This window comes from Streptomyces sp. SID5469 (genome assembly GCF_009862865.1).
Lineage (GTDB): Bacteria > Actinomycetota > Actinomycetes > Streptomycetales > Streptomycetaceae > Streptomyces > Streptomyces avermitilis.
Genome location: NZ_WWIN01000001.1, coordinates 3,480,351 through 3,497,593 on the forward strand (window position 1 = coordinate 3,480,351; position 17,243 = coordinate 3,497,593).

Consider the following 17,243-nt stretch of genomic DNA (forward strand, 5'->3'; position numbering starts at 1 on the left):
CAATAGACCTTACCGGCCGGTCATATCGCGGTCAGCCCCGTCTCGCCCTTCGGTCGCCGCCCGTCCGTACGCCCGGCCGCCCCGGCCGGCAGTTGCGCGGCGGGCCGGCCCCCGCGCCCCCGCGCGCGAGACTCGAACGCCTCGCGCGCGGGGGCGCGGCCGGCACCGCCGTACTCACCGCGCTCGACGAGCCCGCCACCACGGCGGTGCCCGCCGAGCGCCCGCGGCCGGCGGCGTGTGCGATCCCTCAGGCCAGGTCCAGCAGGGAGGCCATGATCTCGTACAGCGTCGCCTCCGGTTCGGCCAGCGGGCCCTCGGACCGCCACGCCACATACCCGTCGGGCCGCACCAGCACCGCGCCCCGCGGCGTCGTGCCGTGGAGTTCGGCCCAGTCCGTGCCGTTCTCGGGGACGAGCTCGGCGTGCGGGTCCTTGCCGATGCGGTACGAGTCGAGGCTTACGGCGAGGCGCTCGGCAACGCTGGTCGCCGCCCGGTGCCAGGCGTCCTCGGCAGCCCCGCTGAGCAGGACGAACGAGCGCTCGTACAGATCGAGCGTGGAGGTGCGGGCGCCGGAGCGCAGGAGCCACATGTGCGGGGCGCGGCTGCCGGGTTCGCCGGCCATGGCCATCTGCTCGGGCACGACCGGGCCCGCCGGGTCGGCGCCGATGACGGCGCCACGCGGATAGCGGTAGCCCAGGGCCACCTTGAGGACACCGCCCTGACGTCCGCCGCCACCGCCGCCCGCGCCGGGAGCGGGGGCGTAGCCCGGATGGCTGTGTTCCGCGGAACGGGCCGAGGCCCGCGCGCTCGTCGCCTGCGCCACTGGGAGACGCTCGGCCTCGTAGGACTGGAGCAGCCCGGGCCCGGCCCACCCGTTCAGTACGGCGGCGAGCTTCCAGGCGAGGTTGTGTGCGTCCTGGATACCGGTGTTGGAGCCGAACGCCCCGGTCGGCGACATCTCGTGGGCGGAGTCCCCGGCGAGGAAGACCCGTTCCGACGCGTACCGCTCGGCGACCCGCTCCGCCGCGTGCCAGGGCGCCCTGCCGGTGATCTCGACGTCCATGTCGAGATCACCGACGGCCCGGCGGATGTGGGAGACGCACCGCTCGTCGGTGAAGTCCTCCAGCGTCTCGCCCTGCTCGGGGTGCCAGGGAGCGTGGAACACCCACTTCTCCACGTTGTCCACGGGCAGGAGCGCGCCGTCCGCCTCCGGGTTCGTCAGGTAGCAGCAGATGAAGCGCCGGTCGCCCACCGCGTCCGCGAGTGCGCGGGAGTTGAAGGTGATGCTCACGTTGTGGAACAGGTCTCCGGGGCCCGTCTGGCGGATGCCCAGGCGCTCGCGGACCGGGCTGCGCGGCCCGTCGGCCGCGATGAGGTACTCCGCCCGCACCGTGGTGTGCGCGCCGGTGTCCCGGTTCTTCATGAGCGCGGTGACGCCCTCCGCGTCCTGGTCGAAGGAGAGCATCTCGGTGGAGAACCGGATGTCGCCCCCGAGGCCGCGGGCGGACTTCAGCAGCACCGGCTCCAGGTCGTTCTGACTGCACAGACACCATCCGCTCGGGCTGAAGCGGGCCAGGCCGCCACCCGGGTCGATCTCCTTGAACAGCCACTCGCCCTCGTCGTCGGTCAGGGACGAGGTCTGCAGGATGCCGTGGTTGTCCGCCAGGGTCGACGCGGCCTTGCGGATCGCTTGTTCGGCCCCGGCCACCCGGAACAGCTCCATCGTGCGCACGTTGTTCCCGCGCCCACGCGGGTGCTTCGAGGTGCCCGCGTGTTTCTCGACCAGCATGTGCGGGATGCCGAGCCGGCCGAGGAACAGCGAGGCGGACAGACCCACCAGGGATCCCCCCACGATGAGAACCGGCACGTGGTGGTCGACTTCTTCGTTCATCAATGCCTCCAGCAGCGGACCCCGGCTACAGGGCTTCCATGGACCCCCGGCTACAGGGAGTCCATGCCCCGACGGGAGGGGTTCGCTCGCCCCATTCACCCGGCTGGTTCAGCCTCTGTTCCACCCGCTTCACCCGTGCGGTTTCACCCGCTTCACCCGTGCGGTCACCCACGTGGTTCACGCGACTCGCGCGATGCTCCGGGCCGACCCACGATCGGGATCCGGGCTGATCGCCGTCCCCGACACCGGGGGCGTACCCGGGCATCCGGCGATCGGCCCTGTGAATCCACGACGCCTGACGCTGCTTCACAAGGCTTGGCGCCCGGGCTGTCCCTAAGGAGATGGGTGCTGGATGACAACTTCGGAACGTGTATCGCAGTCCGCGTTCGACGGCTCCCGGCTGCGGGTCGTCCTGCTGCTGGACCTCCATGACGGCGCCCAGAAGCAGTTCCTGGAGGCCTACGAACAACTGCGCAACCAAGTGGCCTCCGTGCCGGGCCACATCAGCGACCAGCTGTGCCAGTCGATCGAGAATCCCTCGCAGTGGCTCATCACCAGCGAGTGGGAGAGCGCCCCGCCCTTCCTGGCGTGGGTGAACAGCGAGGAACACGTCGAGACGGTCCAGCCGCTGCACAGCTGCGTCCGGGACACGCGGTCCCTGCGCTTCAGCGTTCTGCGCGAGACGGGGAACATCTCCGCGCCGCTCCCCCAGTCGGAGAAGGGCCGCCTCCAGGCGACGGCACGGGTGGGCGACGGCGTCGTGCGCCACGCCCTCACCTTCACCGTGAAGCCGGGCAGCGAGCCGATGGTCGCCAAGATCCTCGCCGGATACTCCTCGCCGCAGGCGCAGGTCGACGAGAACACCCGACTGCGCCGCACCTCGCTCTTCATGCACGGCAACCGGGTGGTACGCGCCATCGAGGTGGAAGGCGACCTGATGGCCGCCCTGCGCCATGTGTCCCGGCAGCCCGAGGTCATGGCGGTCGAGGAGGCCATCAACCCCTATCTGGAGCAGGACCGGGACCTCAGCGATCCGGGATCGGCCCGGGTCTTCTTCACCCGGGCGGCGCTGCCCGCGGTGCACCATGTGTCGGTCGGCACCGGCGAGCCGTCGGACGTGGAGCGGCACGCGCTGTTCTACCCGGCCAAGAGCGGGTCCGGCATGGCCCTGGCCCGGCTGCTCGCCCGCGAGGACGAGGCGGCGGCCGACGACCCCGCCAACCCCATCCACTGCAGCACCATCTTCCAGCGCGACGACATCGTGGTCCGTCTGGTCGATGTGCGGGGCAGCATCGAGGACGACCCCGTCCTGGCCCTCGGTCTCAAGGGCGACCGCAACGGCGCGGTCCTGTCCCGCCTGCTCGACGCCGACGCGCTCGGCGTCGACGGTGCGCCGACGACCGAGAAGGAGATCTCGCGCTTCCTCGAGCGGTCCGACATGCAACTGATCACCGACCGCAGCTCATCAGCCTCCTGACCGGAGCGTCCGGCCCGGTCCGCGGCCGGACGCGCACTACGCCGTCGGCACACATCAACTGGAGGAACCGCACATGACCACGCCCCGCCCACGCATCGTGGACCTCAGCGAGACCGAGCCCAACACCAGGCGCGGAGGTGATCTGCGCGCCATGCTCACGCCCACCGCGGTGGGCGCCAAGAGCGGCTTCATGGGCCTCGCCATCGTGCAGCCCGGCGAACGCATCGGCGAGCACTACCACCCGTACTCCGAGGAGTTCGTCTACGTCGTGAGCGGTCGGCTCGAAGTCGACCTGGACGGCGAGACGCACCCGATCCAGCCCGACCAGGGCCTGCTGATTCCCATCAACATGCGGCACCGCTTCCGCAACGTGGGCGACGTGGAGGCCCGCATGGTCTTCCACCTGGGCCCGCTGGCGCCGCGCCCCAAGCTCGGCCACGTCGACACCGAGGAGACCGACGGCCTGGAGGGAGCCGGACAGGCGATGACACCACAGCGAACCGAGGCCGTGTCATGACCCGGCGCGTGGCGGTCACCGGCGTCGGCATCGTCGCCCCGGGCGGTGTGGGCGTCCCGGCGTTCTGGGACCTCCTGGCGAACGGCCGCACCGCGACGAGGGGCATCACGCTCTTCAACCCGGAAGGTCTGCGTTCGCGTATCGCGGCCGAGTGCGACTTCGACCCGGCCGCCCACGGAATCGACGCGGCGGCCGCTGAGCGCGCCGACCGCTATGTCCAGTTCGCCATGGTCGCCGCCAGGGAGGCGGTGGGCGACGCGGGACTCGGCCCGGAGAAGGAAGACCCCTGGCGCATCGGGGTGTCCCTGGGCACCGCCGTCGGTGGCACCACGCGCCTCGAACACGACTATGTCGCGGTGAGCGAGACCGGCCGGCGGTGGGATGTCGACCACCGCCTGGCCGACCCCCATCTGCACCGCGCGTTCTCACCCAGCACCCTCGCCTCCGAGGTGGCCGAACAGTTCGGTGCCCACGGCCCGGTGCAGACCGTCTCCACGGGCTGCACCTCCGGCCTCGACGCGATCGGCTACGCCTTCCACGCCGTACAGGAGGGACGGGTCGACGTGTGCATAGCGGGCGCTTCGGACTCGCCGATCTCACCCATCACGATGGCGTGCTTCGACGCCATCAAGGCGACCTCCCCGAACAACGACGACCCCGAGCACGCGTCCAAGCCGTTCGACAAGCACCGCAACGGGTTCGTCATGGGCGAGGGCGGAGCCGTCCTGATCCTGGAGGAGCTCGAACACGCGCGGGCCCGTGGCGCACGTGTGTACTGCGAGATCGGCGGCTATGCCACCTTCGGCAACGCCTACCACATGACCGGCCTCACCCGTGAGGGTCTGGAGATGGCGCGTGCGATCGACGGCGCCCTCGCGCACGCCCGGTTGGACGGCTCCGACATCGACTACGTCAACGCCCACGGCTCCGGCACCCAGCAGAACGACCGGCACGAGACAGCCGCCGTGAAACGGTCCCTGGGCGACCACGCGTACCGGACGCCGATGAGTTCGATCAAGTCGATGGTGGGCCACTCCCTGGGCGCCATCGGTGCGATCGAGGTCCTGGCCTGCGTCCTGGCTCTCGTCCATCAGGTCGTGCCGCCCACGGCGAACTACACGACCCCGGACCCCGAGTGCGACCTCGACTACGTGCCGCGCACCGCACGGCAGGTCAAACTCCGCAACGTGTTGTCCGTCGGCAGTGGCTTCGGCGGCTTCCAGTCCGCGGTGGTGCTGACCCGCCCAGATGGGAGGACCTGATGAAGCCGCAGCAAAAACGGCGTGCCGCCATCACCGGCATAGGCGTCGTCGCCCCCAACGGACTGAGCACCGAGACCTTCTGGAAGTCCACCGAGAAGGGCCTCTGTGTACTGGACCGGGTGACCCGCGAGGGGTGCGACCATCTGCCCCTGCGGATCGCCGGCGAGGTCCGCGGATTCGACCCGGTGGCGCTGATCGAGGAGCGGTTCCTCGTCCAGACCGACCGGTTCACCCACTTCGCGATGGCCGCCGCCGACCTCGCCCTGGAGGACGCCCGGCTCGGCCGCACCTACACCGGCGACGAGCCGTTCGGGATCGGCGTGGTCACCGCCGCGGGGTCCGGCGGCGGCGAGTTCGGGCAGCGCGAACTGCAGCGGCTGTGGGGACAGGGGCCCAGATTCGTGGGCCCGTACCAGTCCATCGCCTGGTTCTACGCGGCCAGCACCGGCCAGATCTCCATCAGGGGCGGCTTCAAGGGACCGTGCGGCGTCGTGGCCAGCGACGAGGCCGGCGGTCTGGACGCCCTGGCGCACGCCGCCCGAGCCGTCCGGCGCGGCACCGACGTGGTCGTGGCCGGTGCCGCCGAGGCTCCGCTGGCTCCGTATTCGATGGTCTGCCAGCTCGGCTACGAGGACCTCAGCACCAGCGACGACCCGGCCTGCGCCTACCGGCCCTTCACCGGCGCTGCCTGCGGATTCGTGCCCGCCGAGGGGGGCGCCATGCTCGTCGTCGAGGAGGAGACGGTCGCACGGGGCCGGGAGGCCGCGATCCGGGCCTTCGTCGCCGGGCACGGTGCGACGTTCACCGGCGCGTCCTGCTGGGCGCAGTCCCGGGAGGGTCTGGCGCACGCGATACGCGACGCGCTGAACGAGGCCCGGTGCGCGCCCGAGGAGATCGACGTCGTGTTCGCGGACGCGTTCGGCGTACCGGAGGCCGACCGTGCCGAGGCGCTGGCGATCGCCGACGTCCTGGGCGCACAGGGCCGGCGCGTGCCGGTGACGGCACCCAAGACCGGCATCGGCCGGGCGTACTGCGGAGCGCCGGTGCTGGACGTGGCGGCGGCGGTGCTCGCCATGGAACACGGTCTCGTACCGCCCACCCCGAACGTCTTCGACCCCTGCTACGACCTCGACCTGGTGACCGGGAGCGCTCGCCCCGCCGAGCTGCGCACGGCGCTGGTCCTCAGCCGGGGACTCATGGGCTCGAACGCAGCGCTGGTGCTGCGGCACGGCGCTCATGCCCTCTCATGAGAAGGAGAAAGAGATGGACAACCAACTGACCGTCCAGGAGCTGGCCGCTCTGATGAAGAAGGCGGCCGGCGTCACGGTGGACGTGAAGGAGCTGGAGGACCGGCTCGACTCCGGCTTCGCCGAGTTCGGGCTCGACTCGCTCGGCCTGCTGGGCATCGTCGGGGAGCTGGAGAACGGCCACGGCGCGGTGCTTCCCCCCGACGCGGAGCGCTGCCGGAACCCGCGCGAGTTCCTCGACCTCGTCAACAACAACATCGTCGCTGGAGCCTGATGTGTCTGGACACACCGAGAACGACATCATCATCGCCGCCCCCCTGGACCTCGTCTGGGACATGACCAACGACATCGAGAGCTGGCCGCAGCTGTTCAGCGAGTACGCGTCCGTCGATGTCCTGAGCCGGGAGAACGGCACGACCACCTTCCGCCTCACCATGCACCCGGACGAGAACGGCAAGGTCTGGAGCTGGGTCTCGGAACGGACGCCCGACCGGGAGAAGCTGACGGTCACGGCCCGCCGCGTCGAGACCGGCCCCTTCGAGTACATGAACATCAGGTGGGTGTACTCGCAGACCCCCGACGGCACCAGGATGCACTGGACGCAGGACTTCGCGATGAAGCCCGAAGCTCCCGTCGACGACGCCTGGATGACCGACAACATCAACCGCAACTCGGTCGTCCAGATGGAACTCATCCGGGACAAGGTCGAACAGCACGCCCGCGAGCGCAGGACCGCTTCCGTCACCACCGACTGATCCCCGACGCCGGACCGGCCGCGGACCGCCCCCTTCGGGCGGTCCGCCCGGCTTGGCGCCGACGAAAGGAAGTTCCCCCATGCACCAAGCCCTGATCGTGGCCCGGATGGCGCCGGGTTCGGCCCCGGACATCGCGAAGGTGTTCGCGGAGTCCGACAGCGGCGAACTGCCGCACCTCGTGGGCGTCACCCGCCGCACCCTGTTCCAGTTCAACGACGTGTACATGCACCTGGTGGAGGCGGACCGGCCGCCCGGCCCCGCGATCGCCGAGGTGGCCGGCCACCCGGCCTTCCGGGACATCAGCGACAGGCTCTCCACCTACGTGAGCGCGTACGACCCGACGACGTGGCGCAGCCCGAAGGACGCGATGGCCCAGGAGTTCTACCGCTGGGAACGCGAGAGCTGAGGGCCTGATAGGCCTGACACGTGACAAGGGCCCGCCCCCGGCATCAGCCGGGGGCGGGCCCTTGTCACGTGTCAGGGTCACGTGTCAGGTCGGGTCAGGCAGGTACGGTGCATTCGAACGCGTGCAGGTACGCGTTGACCGGCCGGATCTCACCGACGGTCAGACCGGCCTCCGTCATGCGGGTGACCAGGCTTTCCTTGGTGTGCTTGGCTCCTCCGACGTTGAGGAGCAGCATCAGGTCCATGGACGTGGTGAACTTCATCGACGGGGTGTCGTCGACGAGGTTCTCGATGATGACGACCCTGGCTCCGGGGCGGGCCTTCGTCATCACGTTCCGCAGGGTTCTGCGGGTGCTGTCGTCGTCCCATTCCAGGATGTTCTTGATGATGTACAGGTCGGCCTCGACCGGGATCTCCTCGCGGCAGTCCGCGCCGACGATCCGGGCCCGCGCGGCGAGCGGGCCGCCGTCACGCAGCCGGGGGTCCGCCTTCTCCACCACGCGGGGCAGGTCGAGCAGGGTTCCCCGGATGTCCGGGTGCTTCTCCAGCAGGCTGGCGAGCACATGTCCCTGGCCGCCGCCGATGTCGGCGACCGTCGACACGCCGGTCAGGTCGAGGAGCTCCGCGACGTCCCGCGCCGACTGCTCGCTGGACGTGGTCATGGCCTGGTTGAAGACCTGGGCGGAGTCGTGCGCGTCCTCGTGCAGGTAGTCGAAGAACCCCTTGCCGTACAGCTCGTGGAAGACGCTGCCGCCCGACCGCACCGCCTCGTCGAGCCGCGGCCAGGCGTCCCAGGTCCAGGGTTCGGTGCACCAGAGGGAGATGTACCGAAGGCTGTGCGGATCGTCTTCGCGCAGCAGCCGGGACATGCTGGTGTGGACGAACCGTCCGTCGTCGTTCTGCGCGAAGATGCCGTAGCAGGACAGGGCCCGGAGCAGCCTCAGCAGGGGCCGCGGCTCGGTGCCCAGCACGGCCGCGAGTTCTTCCGCGGTGGCGGGCTTCTCGCCGAGCGCGTCGGCGACGCCGAGCTTGGCCGCCGCCCGGACGGCCGCGGCGCACGCCGCCCCGAAGACGAGCTCCCTCAGCTGCATGGCCGGGGCCGGCTGGGGGGCGGGACTCACTGTGGTCATTTACCGTCTCGATTCGCTTGGTCGAGCAGACAGGCGGGCCGGCCGGTCAGCACATGCCCGCGGGTTCGGAGCGCTGACACGAGTTGTGCTCGAACTTGTTGCCGGTGCCGGTGTCCCGGTTGGCCAGGTCGGCCGTCGAATTACCCGACAGCACGTTGTCCCGGATGACATTGCGCTTGTTCGGCGTGCCGACGAAGCTCTTGTACAGCACCACTCCGCCGGAGAACACGGACTTGCCCACGTTGTCTCGGATGTCGTTGTACTCCACGACCGTGTCCTCGGTACCGGTGAGAACAATTCCGGACCCCTGGATGTAGGGCAGCCGAGCCGTCTTCGCGCAGTATTTGTTGTTCTCGTGGACGCCATTGCCCCGAATGGCCAGGGCTCCGGCGTGCGGCTTGCCCTCGTCGCCTACGGCGAACAGCCCGCTGCAGTTCGCGCTGAGTTCGTTCTCCTCGACGGTGACATTCCGCAGACGCCTGACGGTGAGTCCGATCCGGTTGCCCTCCAGCCTGTTGTGGCGGACGACGGTGCCCCGCGTGTCCGTGGCGCCGGCCTCGGTGTCCACCGTGTTGGAGAGGAACACGCCCGACTCGGCGTTTCCCCGGGCGACGTTTTCCTCGAGCACGCTCCGGACGGACCGCTCGATGGCGATGCCCCAGTTCTTGTTCTTGTCTGCGGCCACGTCCCGCACGGTCAGCTTGTCGGTGTTGGACGCCCACAGGCCGTTCTTCTTGTAGCCGGTCAGCGTGAGCGAGCGGACGCTGGTACGCGTGACGGGGTGGGCGGACGTGCCCTCGACGCAGATCCCGTTGCCGGCGGCCGCGCACTTGTCGGCGGCCCTGGTCGCCGCCGGCATCAGCACGGTCCGCTCCCCCGCCCCGCGGATGGTCAGACCGGACTTCGTGACGAGGACGCTCTGATGGTAGGTGCCGGGCGAGATGACAATGGTGTCGCCCGACTGCGCGGCATCGACCGCTTTCTGGATCGATTCCCCCGGATGCACGACATGAGCAGTCGCGGCATTGGCCGCCGGGATACAGCTCAGTCCCGACGCCACCACGATTGCGGCGCAACCGAGGTATGCGAAATCTTTTTTGTTCATGGGTCGAAGTTATGGTCCATCAATCCGACCCGCCATGTGTGGTCACCCGTTTACTGCACGTCGGGCGCGAATGGCCCAATCCGGAGCCTGAAAGGGCGTCATGACCCCTCTGTTCAGGAGGGCCGGGGCCATAAATCCGGCTTCGTCTATTTCGAGTTCGGCCGGGGTGGCCGAGGCCGGAATGGTGAAGCGGCCGGAGTGGTGAGGCGGCCGGAGGGTTCCAGCCCCGGCGCCGGTGCGCGGGGTCAGCCGCGGGTGGCCCGGCGCAGGGTGTGGCGGACCGCGCGCTGGGCGACCGGGCCCAGGTCCTCCAACGCCGTCAGCAGGAGTGCCAATTGGTCCAGTGCCGCGAGGGCGGCCCCGGCCCCTTCCGCGTCCACCCCCTCGTACAGCTCGATCCCCACGAACGACGCCGCCACCGCCCGCGCCAGCCCCGCCGGGTCGGCGAACTCGCCCAGCGGGGTCGGGGTCAGGACGCGGGTCAGCACCTTCTCGATCTCCGCGATCCAGAGGTCGAGGCCGGCCGCCGTCGCGGGTGCGAGGCGTGGCTGCGTCTGGGCGCCGGCGAGCAGCTGGCCGAGCATCGCCACATGGCCCTCGGCCTTCTCCTGCTCGTGCAGCTCGCGGCCCAGCGCGAGGAGCTCGGCCAGGGTGGCGACCTCGTCCAGCCGTGCCCGGTAGCGCGCCACCACCTGCTCTGCGCCGTGCCGGCAGGCCGCGGCCAGCAGTTCGTCCACCGATCCGAAGTGGTAGAAGACGAGCGCCTGGTTGACTCCGGCGGCCGCGGCGATCGCACGGGCGGACGTCTTGGCGATCCCCTGCTCGGAGAGCGCCCGCAGCGCTCCTTCGAGGAGCTTCGTCTTCGTCGTCTCGCTCACGCCCGCCGCTCCTCGCGGACGGGACGCAGGCCGGGGCGCACGCCACAGGTGCGGATGTCCGTGTAGTCGGCCTCGAACGACCCCTCGTAGCCGAAGAGCGGGCCGACGTACCGGTTCACGACCCGGACCTGGATACGGAAGCGGCCCGTCCGGTCGTCGAAGGACTCGCGTACCTGAGCCTCGCCGCCGATGAGTTCGGGGACCCGGACGTCGACCGGCCCCTCGCGGAAGCGGTGTTCGCCCGAGCGGATCAGCAGCGAACCGTCGGGCTCGGCGCGGAAGTGCAGGTCGCTGGCGAGGTGCTGGTGCGTGCCGAGGTAGTCGAGGACGCGGTCGCCCTTGGGGCTCAGCACCATCTGGGCGTCGAAGCGGCGGGGGCCGCCGGGGAGGTCGAAGGTGCGCACGAACGTCACCGTCTCACGGCCGAAGGTGTCCTTGTACGGCACGTTCTCGATGGTGAACGGGATCCGCCGGCCCGCGCGCGGGACCAGGATGTTGCGAGTGCCGCCGAGGGCCAGGAACGGCTTCACGAAGCGCCCGCCGTGCCAGATGCGCTCCATGACGCCCCGCCCGGTGCAGGCCTCGCCGCTCGTGAGGCCCACCGAGAAGCGGCGCCGCAGTTCGGGGTGGAGGCGGTCGAAGTCCGCGCCCATCACCGTACGGAAGATCGACGTCATGACTGCCGCTCCAGGGTGGCGAGAAGGCGGGGTGCGCGCGTGCGGGTGGGCGGGGTGCGCAGACAGCGGCGGGCGGCCGGGGTGCCGGGCGCGGGCGGCAGGAACAGGGCCAGCGCTACGGCCACGCTCGCCAGCAGCGGCATCGCGTAGCAGAGCATCGGCGCGAAGGGGCCGGTGAGCAGGAGGAGCCGGCCGAAGCCGAAGCCCGTGCAGCCCGCGGCGATCACCAGGACACGCAGGGCCAGTTCGGCGGCCCAGCGGCGCAGCGCCCGCTCCGGTGTGATGCCGCGCTCCAGCCAGAGGCGCAGGCGGTCGAAGGACCAGGCCGTGGCCCAGCCCATCAGGGGGCGGAACAGCAGGCGGTCGGTGGCGACTCCGACCAGGCCCCATCGCGGGCGGTAGTCGTAGCCCGTGAGGAAGCGGATCCCGTCCCCGTCGGGAACGTAGCGCCAGTAGCCGCTTCCCTCGGCGAGCAGGGAGAGGGGGTGCGGGGAGGCGAAGCGCAGGGCGGAGGTGCGGGTGCCGTCCGGGCGCTCCTTCTCACCGGCGGACACGCCGGTTCCGGCGATCGTCAGGAACGGCAGTACGCGGGTCGCGTACCGGAAGCGCTGCGGCTCGCCCTCCCCGCGCGCGAGGTAGTCGATCTCGGTGAACCGCAGGTCCCAGCGCTGGTGGCGCGCGGGGTCCTGGGTGTGGGTCCAGAGGTCGTCCAGGTCGCGTCGTATGCGTGTCTCTATGTAGAGCCCCATCCGGAATCCCCCAGGTCAGTGGCTACTGCGCGGCTTCTTTTGAGCGAGTGCTCAAATGCCTGGCCCTGAAGATACAGCTGTTTGAGCGACTGCTCAAACAGTCGGGCGCAAGAGAACCCCGGCCCAGGAGGACCGGGGTTCCGCGCAGAAGGGGTGCCTCTGGGCCTATGCGGACAGGTGGCGCTCCACCGTTTCCACCTTGGAGGTGAGGCCGTCCGACACGCCCGGGCGGATGTCCGCCTTCAGGACGAGGGAGACACGCGGCGCTCGCTCCTCCACCACGGCGACGGCGCGCTTGACGACGGCCATGACCTCGTCCCACTCGCCCTCGACCGACGTGAACATCGCGTCGGTGCGGTGGGGCAGGCCCGACTCGCGCACGACCCGGACGGCGTCCGCGACGTACTCCCCCACGTCGACGCCGACGCCGAGGGGGGTGACGGAGAAAGCGACGATCATGCGTTCACCGTCCCTTCCCGGCGGGCGCGGGAGGCGATGACCGCGTCCTCGGCCTCGCGCTTGAGCTTGCGCTCGGCGAAAAGGCCGCCGAAGGGCGGGATCGCCAGCAGGAAGTAGCCGGCGGCCTTCTTCTTGGACCACTTGGCGCGGTTCCAGGCGTCCGCCCAGAAGATCACGTAGAAGGTGAACAGCAGGCCGTGGATCAGGCCCATCGGGAAGACAGCGTCGAACTCGGTCGTCCGCTTCAGCACCGAGCAGACCAGCAGGATCGGGAACGAGATGGCCTCGGGCAGCGAGATGAGCCTGAGTCGGTGGAGTGCGGCTGCGGTCTTGACGTCCACGGGCAGGAAACCTTCGTCGTCGGGGCACCGGTGATCACCTTGTGAACGAGCGCACAAGGCCGCACCCATTCTGACACCCTCCCCGTCGCCCCTCGCTTCAGGGCCTTCTCACGGTCCTTGTCCCCACATAGGACCTGTCGGCGGCACCCCGCTGCGGTTACCTTCACACCGTGGCGATGTTCCGACTTCAAGGCAGCAAGGTGCTGGCCGTCGACATGACCGGGGACGCCGTGAAGGCGAAGAACGGGTCGATGGTCGCCTACGACGGCCAGATGGCGTTCAAGAAACTGAGCGGGGGCGGTGAGGGGATCCGGGGGATGGTGACCCGGCGGCTCACCGGCGAGCAGATGACATTGATGGAGGTGAAGGGGCAGGGGACCTGCTGGTTCGCGGACCGGGCTTCCGAGATCAACCTGGTGAGCCTTCAGGGGGACAAGCTGTACGTCGAGTCGAGCAATCTGCTCGCGACCGACGCCGGGCTGCGGACGGGTACGTCCTTCACCGGCCTGCGCGGCGCGTCGCAGGGCAACGGCCTGTTCACGACGACCGTCGAGGGGCACGGCCAGGCGGCGATCATGTCGGACGGCCCCGCGGTGGTGCTGCGCGTGAGCTCGCAGTACCCCCTGACGGTCGACCCCGGGGCGTACATCGCGCACCAGGGGAACGTGCGGCAGTCCTTCCAGTCCGGTGTGACGTTCCGCACGTTCATGGGTGAGGGCGGCGGCGAGGCCTTCCAGATCCGCTTCGAGGGTGACGGGCTGGTCTACGTACAGCCCAGCGAGCGCAACACGATCGCGGGGGATGTGTGACATGCCCTTCCGCGAGATCAACTCCAAGATGATCGAGGCCACCGTCGCCCCGGGCCAGCGGCTGTTCAGTCAGCGCGGCGCGATGCTCGCCTACAAGGGCGAGGTGTCCTTCACGCCCAACGTCCAGGGCGGCCAGGGCGGTGTGATGTCGATGCTCGGCCGCCGCATGGCGGGCGAGGCCACTCCGCTGATGACGGTGGAGGGCAGCGGCACGGTGTTCTTCGGGCACGGCGGCCATCACATCGAGGTGATCAACCTCACGGGCGACACCTTGTACGTCGAGGCGGACCGGCTGCTCGCCTTCGACGGCACCCTTCAGCAGGGCACGATGTTCATGGGCTCGCAGGGCGGGGTCATGGGCATGGTCCGGGGCCAGGTGACGGGCCAGGGGCTGTTCACGACCACGCTCAAGGGTCATGGCGCGGTCGCCGTGATGGCCCACGGCGGGGTCATCGAGGTGCCGATCACCCCGCAGCGCCCGGTCCATGTCGACCCCCAGGCGTACGTGGCGCACCACGGCGACGTACGCAACAAGCTGTCCACGGCGCTCGGCTGGCGCGACATGGTGGGCCGCGGCTCGGGCGAGGCGTTCCAGCTGGAGCTGAGCGGCAGTGGTGCGGTGTACGTCCAGGCGTCGGAGGAGAAGCTGTGAGCGCGTACGGGGCCGCGGGCCCGGTGATCCACGACCCGATGACGCTGCCGGTCGACGACAACGTCAACAAGTACACCTTCTGCGTGGAGCTCAAGGGGAGCCAGTGGTTCCTGCAGAAGGGCAAGATGATCGCCCACTACGGCTCGATCGATTTCAACGGCATCGGACACGGCCGGCTCGACCGGCTCGTCCGTACGTCGTTCCATTCGCCACTGCACGCGAGCGACTGGGTCGTGGCGGAGGGCTCCGGCAAGATGCTGCTCGCCGACCGGGCCTTCGATGTGAATTCGTACGACCTGGACGACGGCAATCTGACCATTCGCTCCGGCAACCTGCTCGCTTTTCAGCCAAGTCTCGCGCTCAAGCAGTCGATCGTGCCGGGCTTTCTGACGCTGATCGGAACCGGCAAGTTCGTGGCCGCGTCCAACGGTCCGGTGGTGTTCATGGAACCGCCGATCCGGGTGGACCCGCAGGCGCTGGTCGGCTGGGCCGACTGCCCCTCGCCGTGCCATCACTACGACCACGGGTACATGACGGGCGTCATGGGCGGTCTACGTGCGATGACAGGCCTGGGCGGGGCCTCCGGGGAGGAGCACCAGTTCGAGTTCGTGGGGGCCGGCACCGTGCTGCTCCAGTCCACGGAGACACTCATGGCCGAGCAGGCCATGGGGGCGGTCCCGCAGGAGCCCGGAGTACCGGGCGGTGGCGGGGTGCCTGGTCACCAGGGACAGCAAGCCGGCGCACCGCGTCTTCCCGGACAGCTGGGGGACCTCCAGCGTCGCTTCGGGCTGTGAGCGGTAGTCTGCGGAGTGTGACGTCGAACGCGTGCGCACAGTCACACCACCCTCACTAGTTCGCCTTTCAACCTTTTAGGTAGACTTCATTCATGGAGACCGAGACGGCCACGCGCTGGCTGACCGATGCGGAGCAGTGCGCCTGGCGCACCCACCTGGAGGTCAACAGGCTGTTGACGTACCAGCTCGAGAGGGACCTGCAGCCGTTCAGCCTGACAATGAACGACTACGAGATCCTGGTCAATCTCTCCGAGTCGGAGGGCGTGCGGATGCGAATGAGCGACCTCGCCGCCGCCACCCTCCAGTCCAAGAGCCGCCTCTCGCACCAGATCACCCGTATGGAGAACGCGGACCTGGTACGCCGCGAAAACTGCGAGTCCGACCGGCGGGGACTGTTCGCGGTCCTCACCGAGCACGGCATGGAGACCATGCGGAAGGTGGCGCCGCATCATGTGGCGTCCGTGCGGAGGCACTTCATCGACCTCGTCTCGCCGGAGGCGCTGGAAGAGCTCCACAAAACCCTGCGGCCCGTCGCCGAACACCTCCGCGCACAGCGGGGCAAGCCGTAGCGCTCCGCGGGGAGAGCGTTCCGGGAACCCGCCTGCGGCGGCCGGTCGCGCCCCCGCCGCGGAACCGCGACATGCCGCTGCCCCGCCCCCCTTTCGGGGTGCGGGGCAGCGGTCATGCACGGGTCGTTCCTGCCGCATTTCCGGGGGCTTCCCGCCGCGTCGTCTCCCCGCGTGCGCCCCGTGCCGAGAGCAGGCCGGCCGCGATGGCCACCGTCCCCGAGACCGCGAAGCACAGCGCCGGGGACACGTGGCCCACCAGCAGACCCACCCCCGCGGCGCCGCCCGCGTTCCCGGCGTTCACCGCCGTGTTGACCCAGGCGCCCGCCCGGGTGCGGTGGCCGGGCGGGGCCGCGTCATCGGCGATCAGGTAGGACGTGGTGAGGGCCGGGGCGACGAAGAAGCCGGCGCAGGCCACGGCCAGGGCCAGGGTGCCGAGGCCGGAGCCAGCCCCGCGGCGAGCAGGGCGAGGCCCAGGCCACAGGCCTGCAACGGCAGGCGCACCCGTGCGGACGTACGCCAGTCGACGGCGCCGTTGAGCAGGCCGCCCAGCGCGCTGCCCAGGGACAGCGCGGCGAGCACCCAGGCCACCACGTCGTCCCCGTGACGGTGCTGCTGGGCGAAGGCCATGACGAGGAGGTCGACGGCGCCCAGGGACAGGCCGACGCCCGTCGCGACGACGACGGGCTGCACGAGCGCGCGCCCACCCCGGGGCCGGCCCCCGGAGCGCGCCGCCGGCTTCGCCGCGGCCGGCCGTACGCCCGCCACGACGGGCGACAGCGCGAACGCGAGGGTTCCGGCCCACACCAGCAGGGCGCTCAGCGCGACCCCGGCGGCCGGCGGCGCGCACCGGACGACCACGCCGACCAGCAGCGGCCCGGAGACGAAGAGGATCTCCTCCGCGACGCCGTCCAGACTGTACGCCCGCTGCAACAGCAGTTTGTCCTCGACGACTTCGCCCCAGACGGCACGCATCGTGGGGCCTAGAGGTGGCGTGCAGGCGCCCGCGGCGGCGGCCGGCGCGCCGAGTGCCACCGACGGCGCTCCCGGCAGCCAGGCCGCCGCCGCGAAGGCCGCGAGCAGGCCGGCGTAGAGCGAGGCCATGGGGATCAGGGCACGGCGGGGGCCGTACCGGTCGATCAGGGCCGCCCTGGCGGGCGACAGGACCACGCTCATCGCGCCGAACAGCGCCATGACCGTGCCGGCCACGGCGTACGACCCGGTCCCCCGGGCCACCGTGAGCGTCATGGCCAGGGAGACGACGCCGTACGACAGCCGGCCGACGAGGGCGGCCGTGAAGGTGCGGCGGGCGTGGGGGATGCGGAGGAGCGCGGCGTACGAGGGCCGCGCAGATGACGCAGACATATGGACTTGTTCCTCGACAGCGAGGCGGAAAGGGGACGCCGTGGTGCCGCGACGACCGCAGCCGGACTGCTGCTTGCCCGTCGCGGGACCGGGCGGGCCCTATGCCAAGAGGAGGAACATGCGGTGCAACCTAACAGCGGGCGCTCGGAGTTGACCAGGGGAAG

At 70.2% G+C, this 17,243-nt stretch carries 19 protein-coding genes and 1 pseudogene; 11 read left to right on the top strand and 9 right to left on the bottom strand.

What is annotated here, in order from left to right; translation table 11 throughout:
• Positions 1 to 247: 247 nt before the first annotated feature.
• A complete protein-coding gene (locus GTY58_RS14815) occupies positions 248 to 1,891 on the bottom strand; it encodes an FAD-dependent monooxygenase (RefSeq protein ID WP_037651533.1) in 1,644 nt (547 codons plus the stop codon).
• Between the two features lie 352 nt (positions 1,892 to 2,243).
• On the opposite strand from GTY58_RS14815, the gene GTY58_RS14820 reads away from it, so the two are divergent.
• From GTY58_RS14820 to GTY58_RS14850, 7 genes are all read left to right on the top strand, one after another.
• Complete coding sequence (locus GTY58_RS14820) at positions 2,244 to 3,368, top strand: SchA/CurD-like domain-containing protein (RefSeq protein WP_010984268.1); 1,125 nt, start codon at positions 2,244 to 2,246, stop codon at positions 3,366 to 3,368.
• A gap of 73 nt (positions 3,369 to 3,441) precedes the next feature.
• Positions 3,442 to 3,885: a cupin domain-containing protein gene (locus tag GTY58_RS14825; protein ID WP_010984269.1), complete on the top strand. Its 444-nt coding sequence runs from the start codon at positions 3,442 to 3,444 to the stop codon at positions 3,883 to 3,885.
• Entirely contained in the window at positions 3,882 to 5,147 is a 1,266-nt protein-coding gene (locus GTY58_RS14830; protein WP_010984270.1) for a beta-ketoacyl-[acyl-carrier-protein] synthase family protein, read from the top strand. The genes GTY58_RS14825 and GTY58_RS14830 overlap by 4 nt, the downstream gene beginning before the upstream one ends.
• Positions 5,147 to 6,397, top strand: a complete 1,251-nt coding sequence (locus GTY58_RS14835) for a ketosynthase chain-length factor (protein WP_010984271.1) — start codon at positions 5,147 to 5,149, stop codon at positions 6,395 to 6,397. Before GTY58_RS14830 ends, GTY58_RS14835 begins: the two co-directional genes overlap by 1 nt.
• A gap of 13 nt (positions 6,398 to 6,410) precedes the next feature.
• Entirely contained in the window at positions 6,411 to 6,668 is a 258-nt protein-coding gene (locus GTY58_RS14840) for an acyl carrier protein (RefSeq protein WP_037651535.1), read from the top strand.
• 1 nt (position 6,669) lies between these two features.
• Positions 6,670 to 7,149: an SRPBCC family protein gene (locus GTY58_RS14845; RefSeq protein WP_010984273.1), complete on the top strand. Its 480-nt coding sequence runs from the start codon at positions 6,670 to 6,672 to the stop codon at positions 7,147 to 7,149.
• Between the two features lie 79 nt (positions 7,150 to 7,228).
• Positions 7,229 to 7,555 carry a TcmI family type II polyketide cyclase gene (locus GTY58_RS14850; RefSeq protein WP_010984274.1) on the top strand — a complete coding sequence of 109 codons (327 nt, stop codon included), beginning with the start codon at positions 7,229 to 7,231 and terminating at the stop codon, positions 7,553 to 7,555.
• Positions 7,556 to 7,649: 94 nt separating this feature from the next.
• On the opposite strand, the gene GTY58_RS14855 is transcribed toward GTY58_RS14850, so the two are convergent.
• The 7 genes from GTY58_RS14855 to GTY58_RS14885 form a co-directional block, all read right to left on the bottom strand.
• Entirely contained in the window at positions 7,650 to 8,684 is a 1,035-nt protein-coding gene (locus tag GTY58_RS14855; protein ID WP_042493082.1) for a methyltransferase, read from the bottom strand.
• 46 nt (positions 8,685 to 8,730) lie between these two features.
• Positions 8,731 to 9,789, bottom strand: a complete 1,059-nt coding sequence (locus tag GTY58_RS14860) for a right-handed parallel beta-helix repeat-containing protein (RefSeq protein WP_010984276.1) — start codon at positions 9,787 to 9,789, stop codon at positions 8,731 to 8,733.
• 245 nt (positions 9,790 to 10,034) lie between these two features.
• Positions 10,035 to 10,667: a TetR/AcrR family transcriptional regulator gene (locus GTY58_RS14865; RefSeq protein WP_010984277.1), complete on the bottom strand. Its 633-nt coding sequence runs from the start codon at positions 10,665 to 10,667 to the stop codon at positions 10,035 to 10,037.
• Positions 10,664 to 11,344 carry a DUF4166 domain-containing protein gene (locus tag GTY58_RS14870; RefSeq protein ID WP_010984278.1) on the bottom strand — a complete coding sequence of 227 codons (681 nt, stop codon included), beginning with the start codon at positions 11,342 to 11,344 and terminating at the stop codon, positions 10,664 to 10,666. The genes GTY58_RS14865 and GTY58_RS14870 overlap by 4 nt, the downstream gene beginning before the upstream one ends.
• The gene (locus tag GTY58_RS14875; protein ID WP_010984279.1) at positions 11,341 to 12,093 is read right to left on the bottom strand and encodes a hypothetical protein; all 753 of its coding nucleotides are present in this window, start codon (positions 12,091 to 12,093) and stop codon (positions 11,341 to 11,343) included. The genes GTY58_RS14870 and GTY58_RS14875 overlap by 4 nt, the downstream gene beginning before the upstream one ends.
• Positions 12,094 to 12,258: 165 nt before the next feature.
• Positions 12,259 to 12,552 carry an MTH1187 family thiamine-binding protein gene (locus GTY58_RS14880; RefSeq protein WP_010984280.1) on the bottom strand — a complete coding sequence of 98 codons (294 nt, stop codon included), beginning with the start codon at positions 12,550 to 12,552 and terminating at the stop codon, positions 12,259 to 12,261.
• Entirely contained in the window at positions 12,549 to 12,893 is a 345-nt protein-coding gene (locus tag GTY58_RS14885) for a DUF3817 domain-containing protein (protein WP_010984281.1), read from the bottom strand. The genes GTY58_RS14880 and GTY58_RS14885 overlap by 4 nt, the downstream gene beginning before the upstream one ends.
• 176 nt (positions 12,894 to 13,069) lie before the next feature.
• On the opposite strand from GTY58_RS14885, the gene GTY58_RS14890 reads away from it, so the two are divergent.
• The 4 genes from GTY58_RS14890 to GTY58_RS14905 all read left to right on the top strand — a co-directional run bounded on the left by GTY58_RS14890 (position 13,070) and on the right by GTY58_RS14905 (position 15,717).
• Positions 13,070 to 13,702, top strand: a complete 633-nt coding sequence (locus tag GTY58_RS14890; protein WP_010984282.1) for an AIM24 family protein — start codon at positions 13,070 to 13,072, stop codon at positions 13,700 to 13,702.
• A 1-nt stretch (position 13,703) separates the two neighbouring features.
• A complete protein-coding gene (locus GTY58_RS14895) occupies positions 13,704 to 14,354 on the top strand; it encodes an AIM24 family protein (protein ID WP_037651538.1) in 651 nt (216 codons plus the stop codon).
• Positions 14,351 to 15,148, top strand: coding sequence for an AIM24 family protein (locus tag GTY58_RS14900; RefSeq protein ID WP_010984284.1), 798 nt, complete (start codon positions 14,351 to 14,353; stop codon positions 15,146 to 15,148). The genes GTY58_RS14895 and GTY58_RS14900 overlap by 4 nt, the downstream gene beginning before the upstream one ends.
• Before the next feature lie 92 nt (positions 15,149 to 15,240).
• Entirely contained in the window at positions 15,241 to 15,717 is a 477-nt protein-coding gene (locus GTY58_RS14905; protein ID WP_010984285.1) for a MarR family transcriptional regulator, read from the top strand.
• Positions 15,718 to 15,829: 112 nt separating this feature from the next.
• Here GTY58_RS14905 and GTY58_RS14910 read toward each other — a convergent pair.
• A pseudogene (locus GTY58_RS14910) lies at positions 15,830 to 17,079 on the bottom strand (MFS transporter).
• Between the last annotated feature and the right edge of the window lie 164 nt (positions 17,080 to 17,243).

Excerpts from the sequence above, each read along its gene's own strand:
- GTY58_RS14815 (WP_037651533.1), bottom strand. The coding sequence starts at position 1,891 with ATGAACGAAGAAGTCGACCACCACGTGCCGGTTCTCATCGTGGGGGGA.
- GTY58_RS14820 (WP_010984268.1), top strand. The coding sequence starts at position 2,244 with ATGACAACTTCGGAACGTGTATCGCAGTCCGCGTTCGACGGCTCCCGG.
- GTY58_RS14825 (WP_010984269.1), top strand. The coding sequence starts at position 3,442 with ATGACCACGCCCCGCCCACGCATCGTGGACCTCAGCGAGACCGAGCCC.
- GTY58_RS14830 (WP_010984270.1), top strand. The coding sequence starts at position 3,882 with ATGACCCGGCGCGTGGCGGTCACCGGCGTCGGCATCGTCGCCCCGGGC.
- GTY58_RS14835 (WP_010984271.1), top strand. The coding sequence starts at position 5,147 with ATGAAGCCGCAGCAAAAACGGCGTGCCGCCATCACCGGCATAGGCGTC.
- GTY58_RS14840 (WP_037651535.1), top strand. The coding sequence starts at position 6,411 with ATGGACAACCAACTGACCGTCCAGGAGCTGGCCGCTCTGATGAAGAAG.
- GTY58_RS14850 (WP_010984274.1), top strand. The coding sequence starts at position 7,229 with ATGCACCAAGCCCTGATCGTGGCCCGGATGGCGCCGGGTTCGGCCCCG.
- GTY58_RS14855 (WP_042493082.1), bottom strand. The coding sequence starts at position 8,684 with ATGACCACAGTGAGTCCCGCCCCCCAGCCGGCCCCGGCCATGCAGCTG.
- GTY58_RS14860 (WP_010984276.1), bottom strand. The coding sequence starts at position 9,789 with ATGAACAAAAAAGATTTCGCATACCTCGGTTGCGCCGCAATCGTGGTG.
- GTY58_RS14870 (WP_010984278.1), bottom strand. The coding sequence starts at position 11,344 with ATGACGTCGATCTTCCGTACGGTGATGGGCGCGGACTTCGACCGCCTC.
- GTY58_RS14875 (WP_010984279.1), bottom strand. The coding sequence starts at position 12,093 with ATGGGGCTCTACATAGAGACACGCATACGACGCGACCTGGACGACCTC.
- GTY58_RS14880 (WP_010984280.1), bottom strand. The coding sequence starts at position 12,552 with ATGATCGTCGCTTTCTCCGTCACCCCCCTCGGCGTCGGCGTCGACGTG.
- GTY58_RS14890 (WP_010984282.1), top strand. The coding sequence starts at position 13,070 with ATGTTCCGACTTCAAGGCAGCAAGGTGCTGGCCGTCGACATGACCGGG.
- GTY58_RS14895 (WP_037651538.1), top strand. The coding sequence starts at position 13,704 with ATGCCCTTCCGCGAGATCAACTCCAAGATGATCGAGGCCACCGTCGCC.
- GTY58_RS14905 (WP_010984285.1), top strand. The coding sequence starts at position 15,241 with ATGGAGACCGAGACGGCCACGCGCTGGCTGACCGATGCGGAGCAGTGC.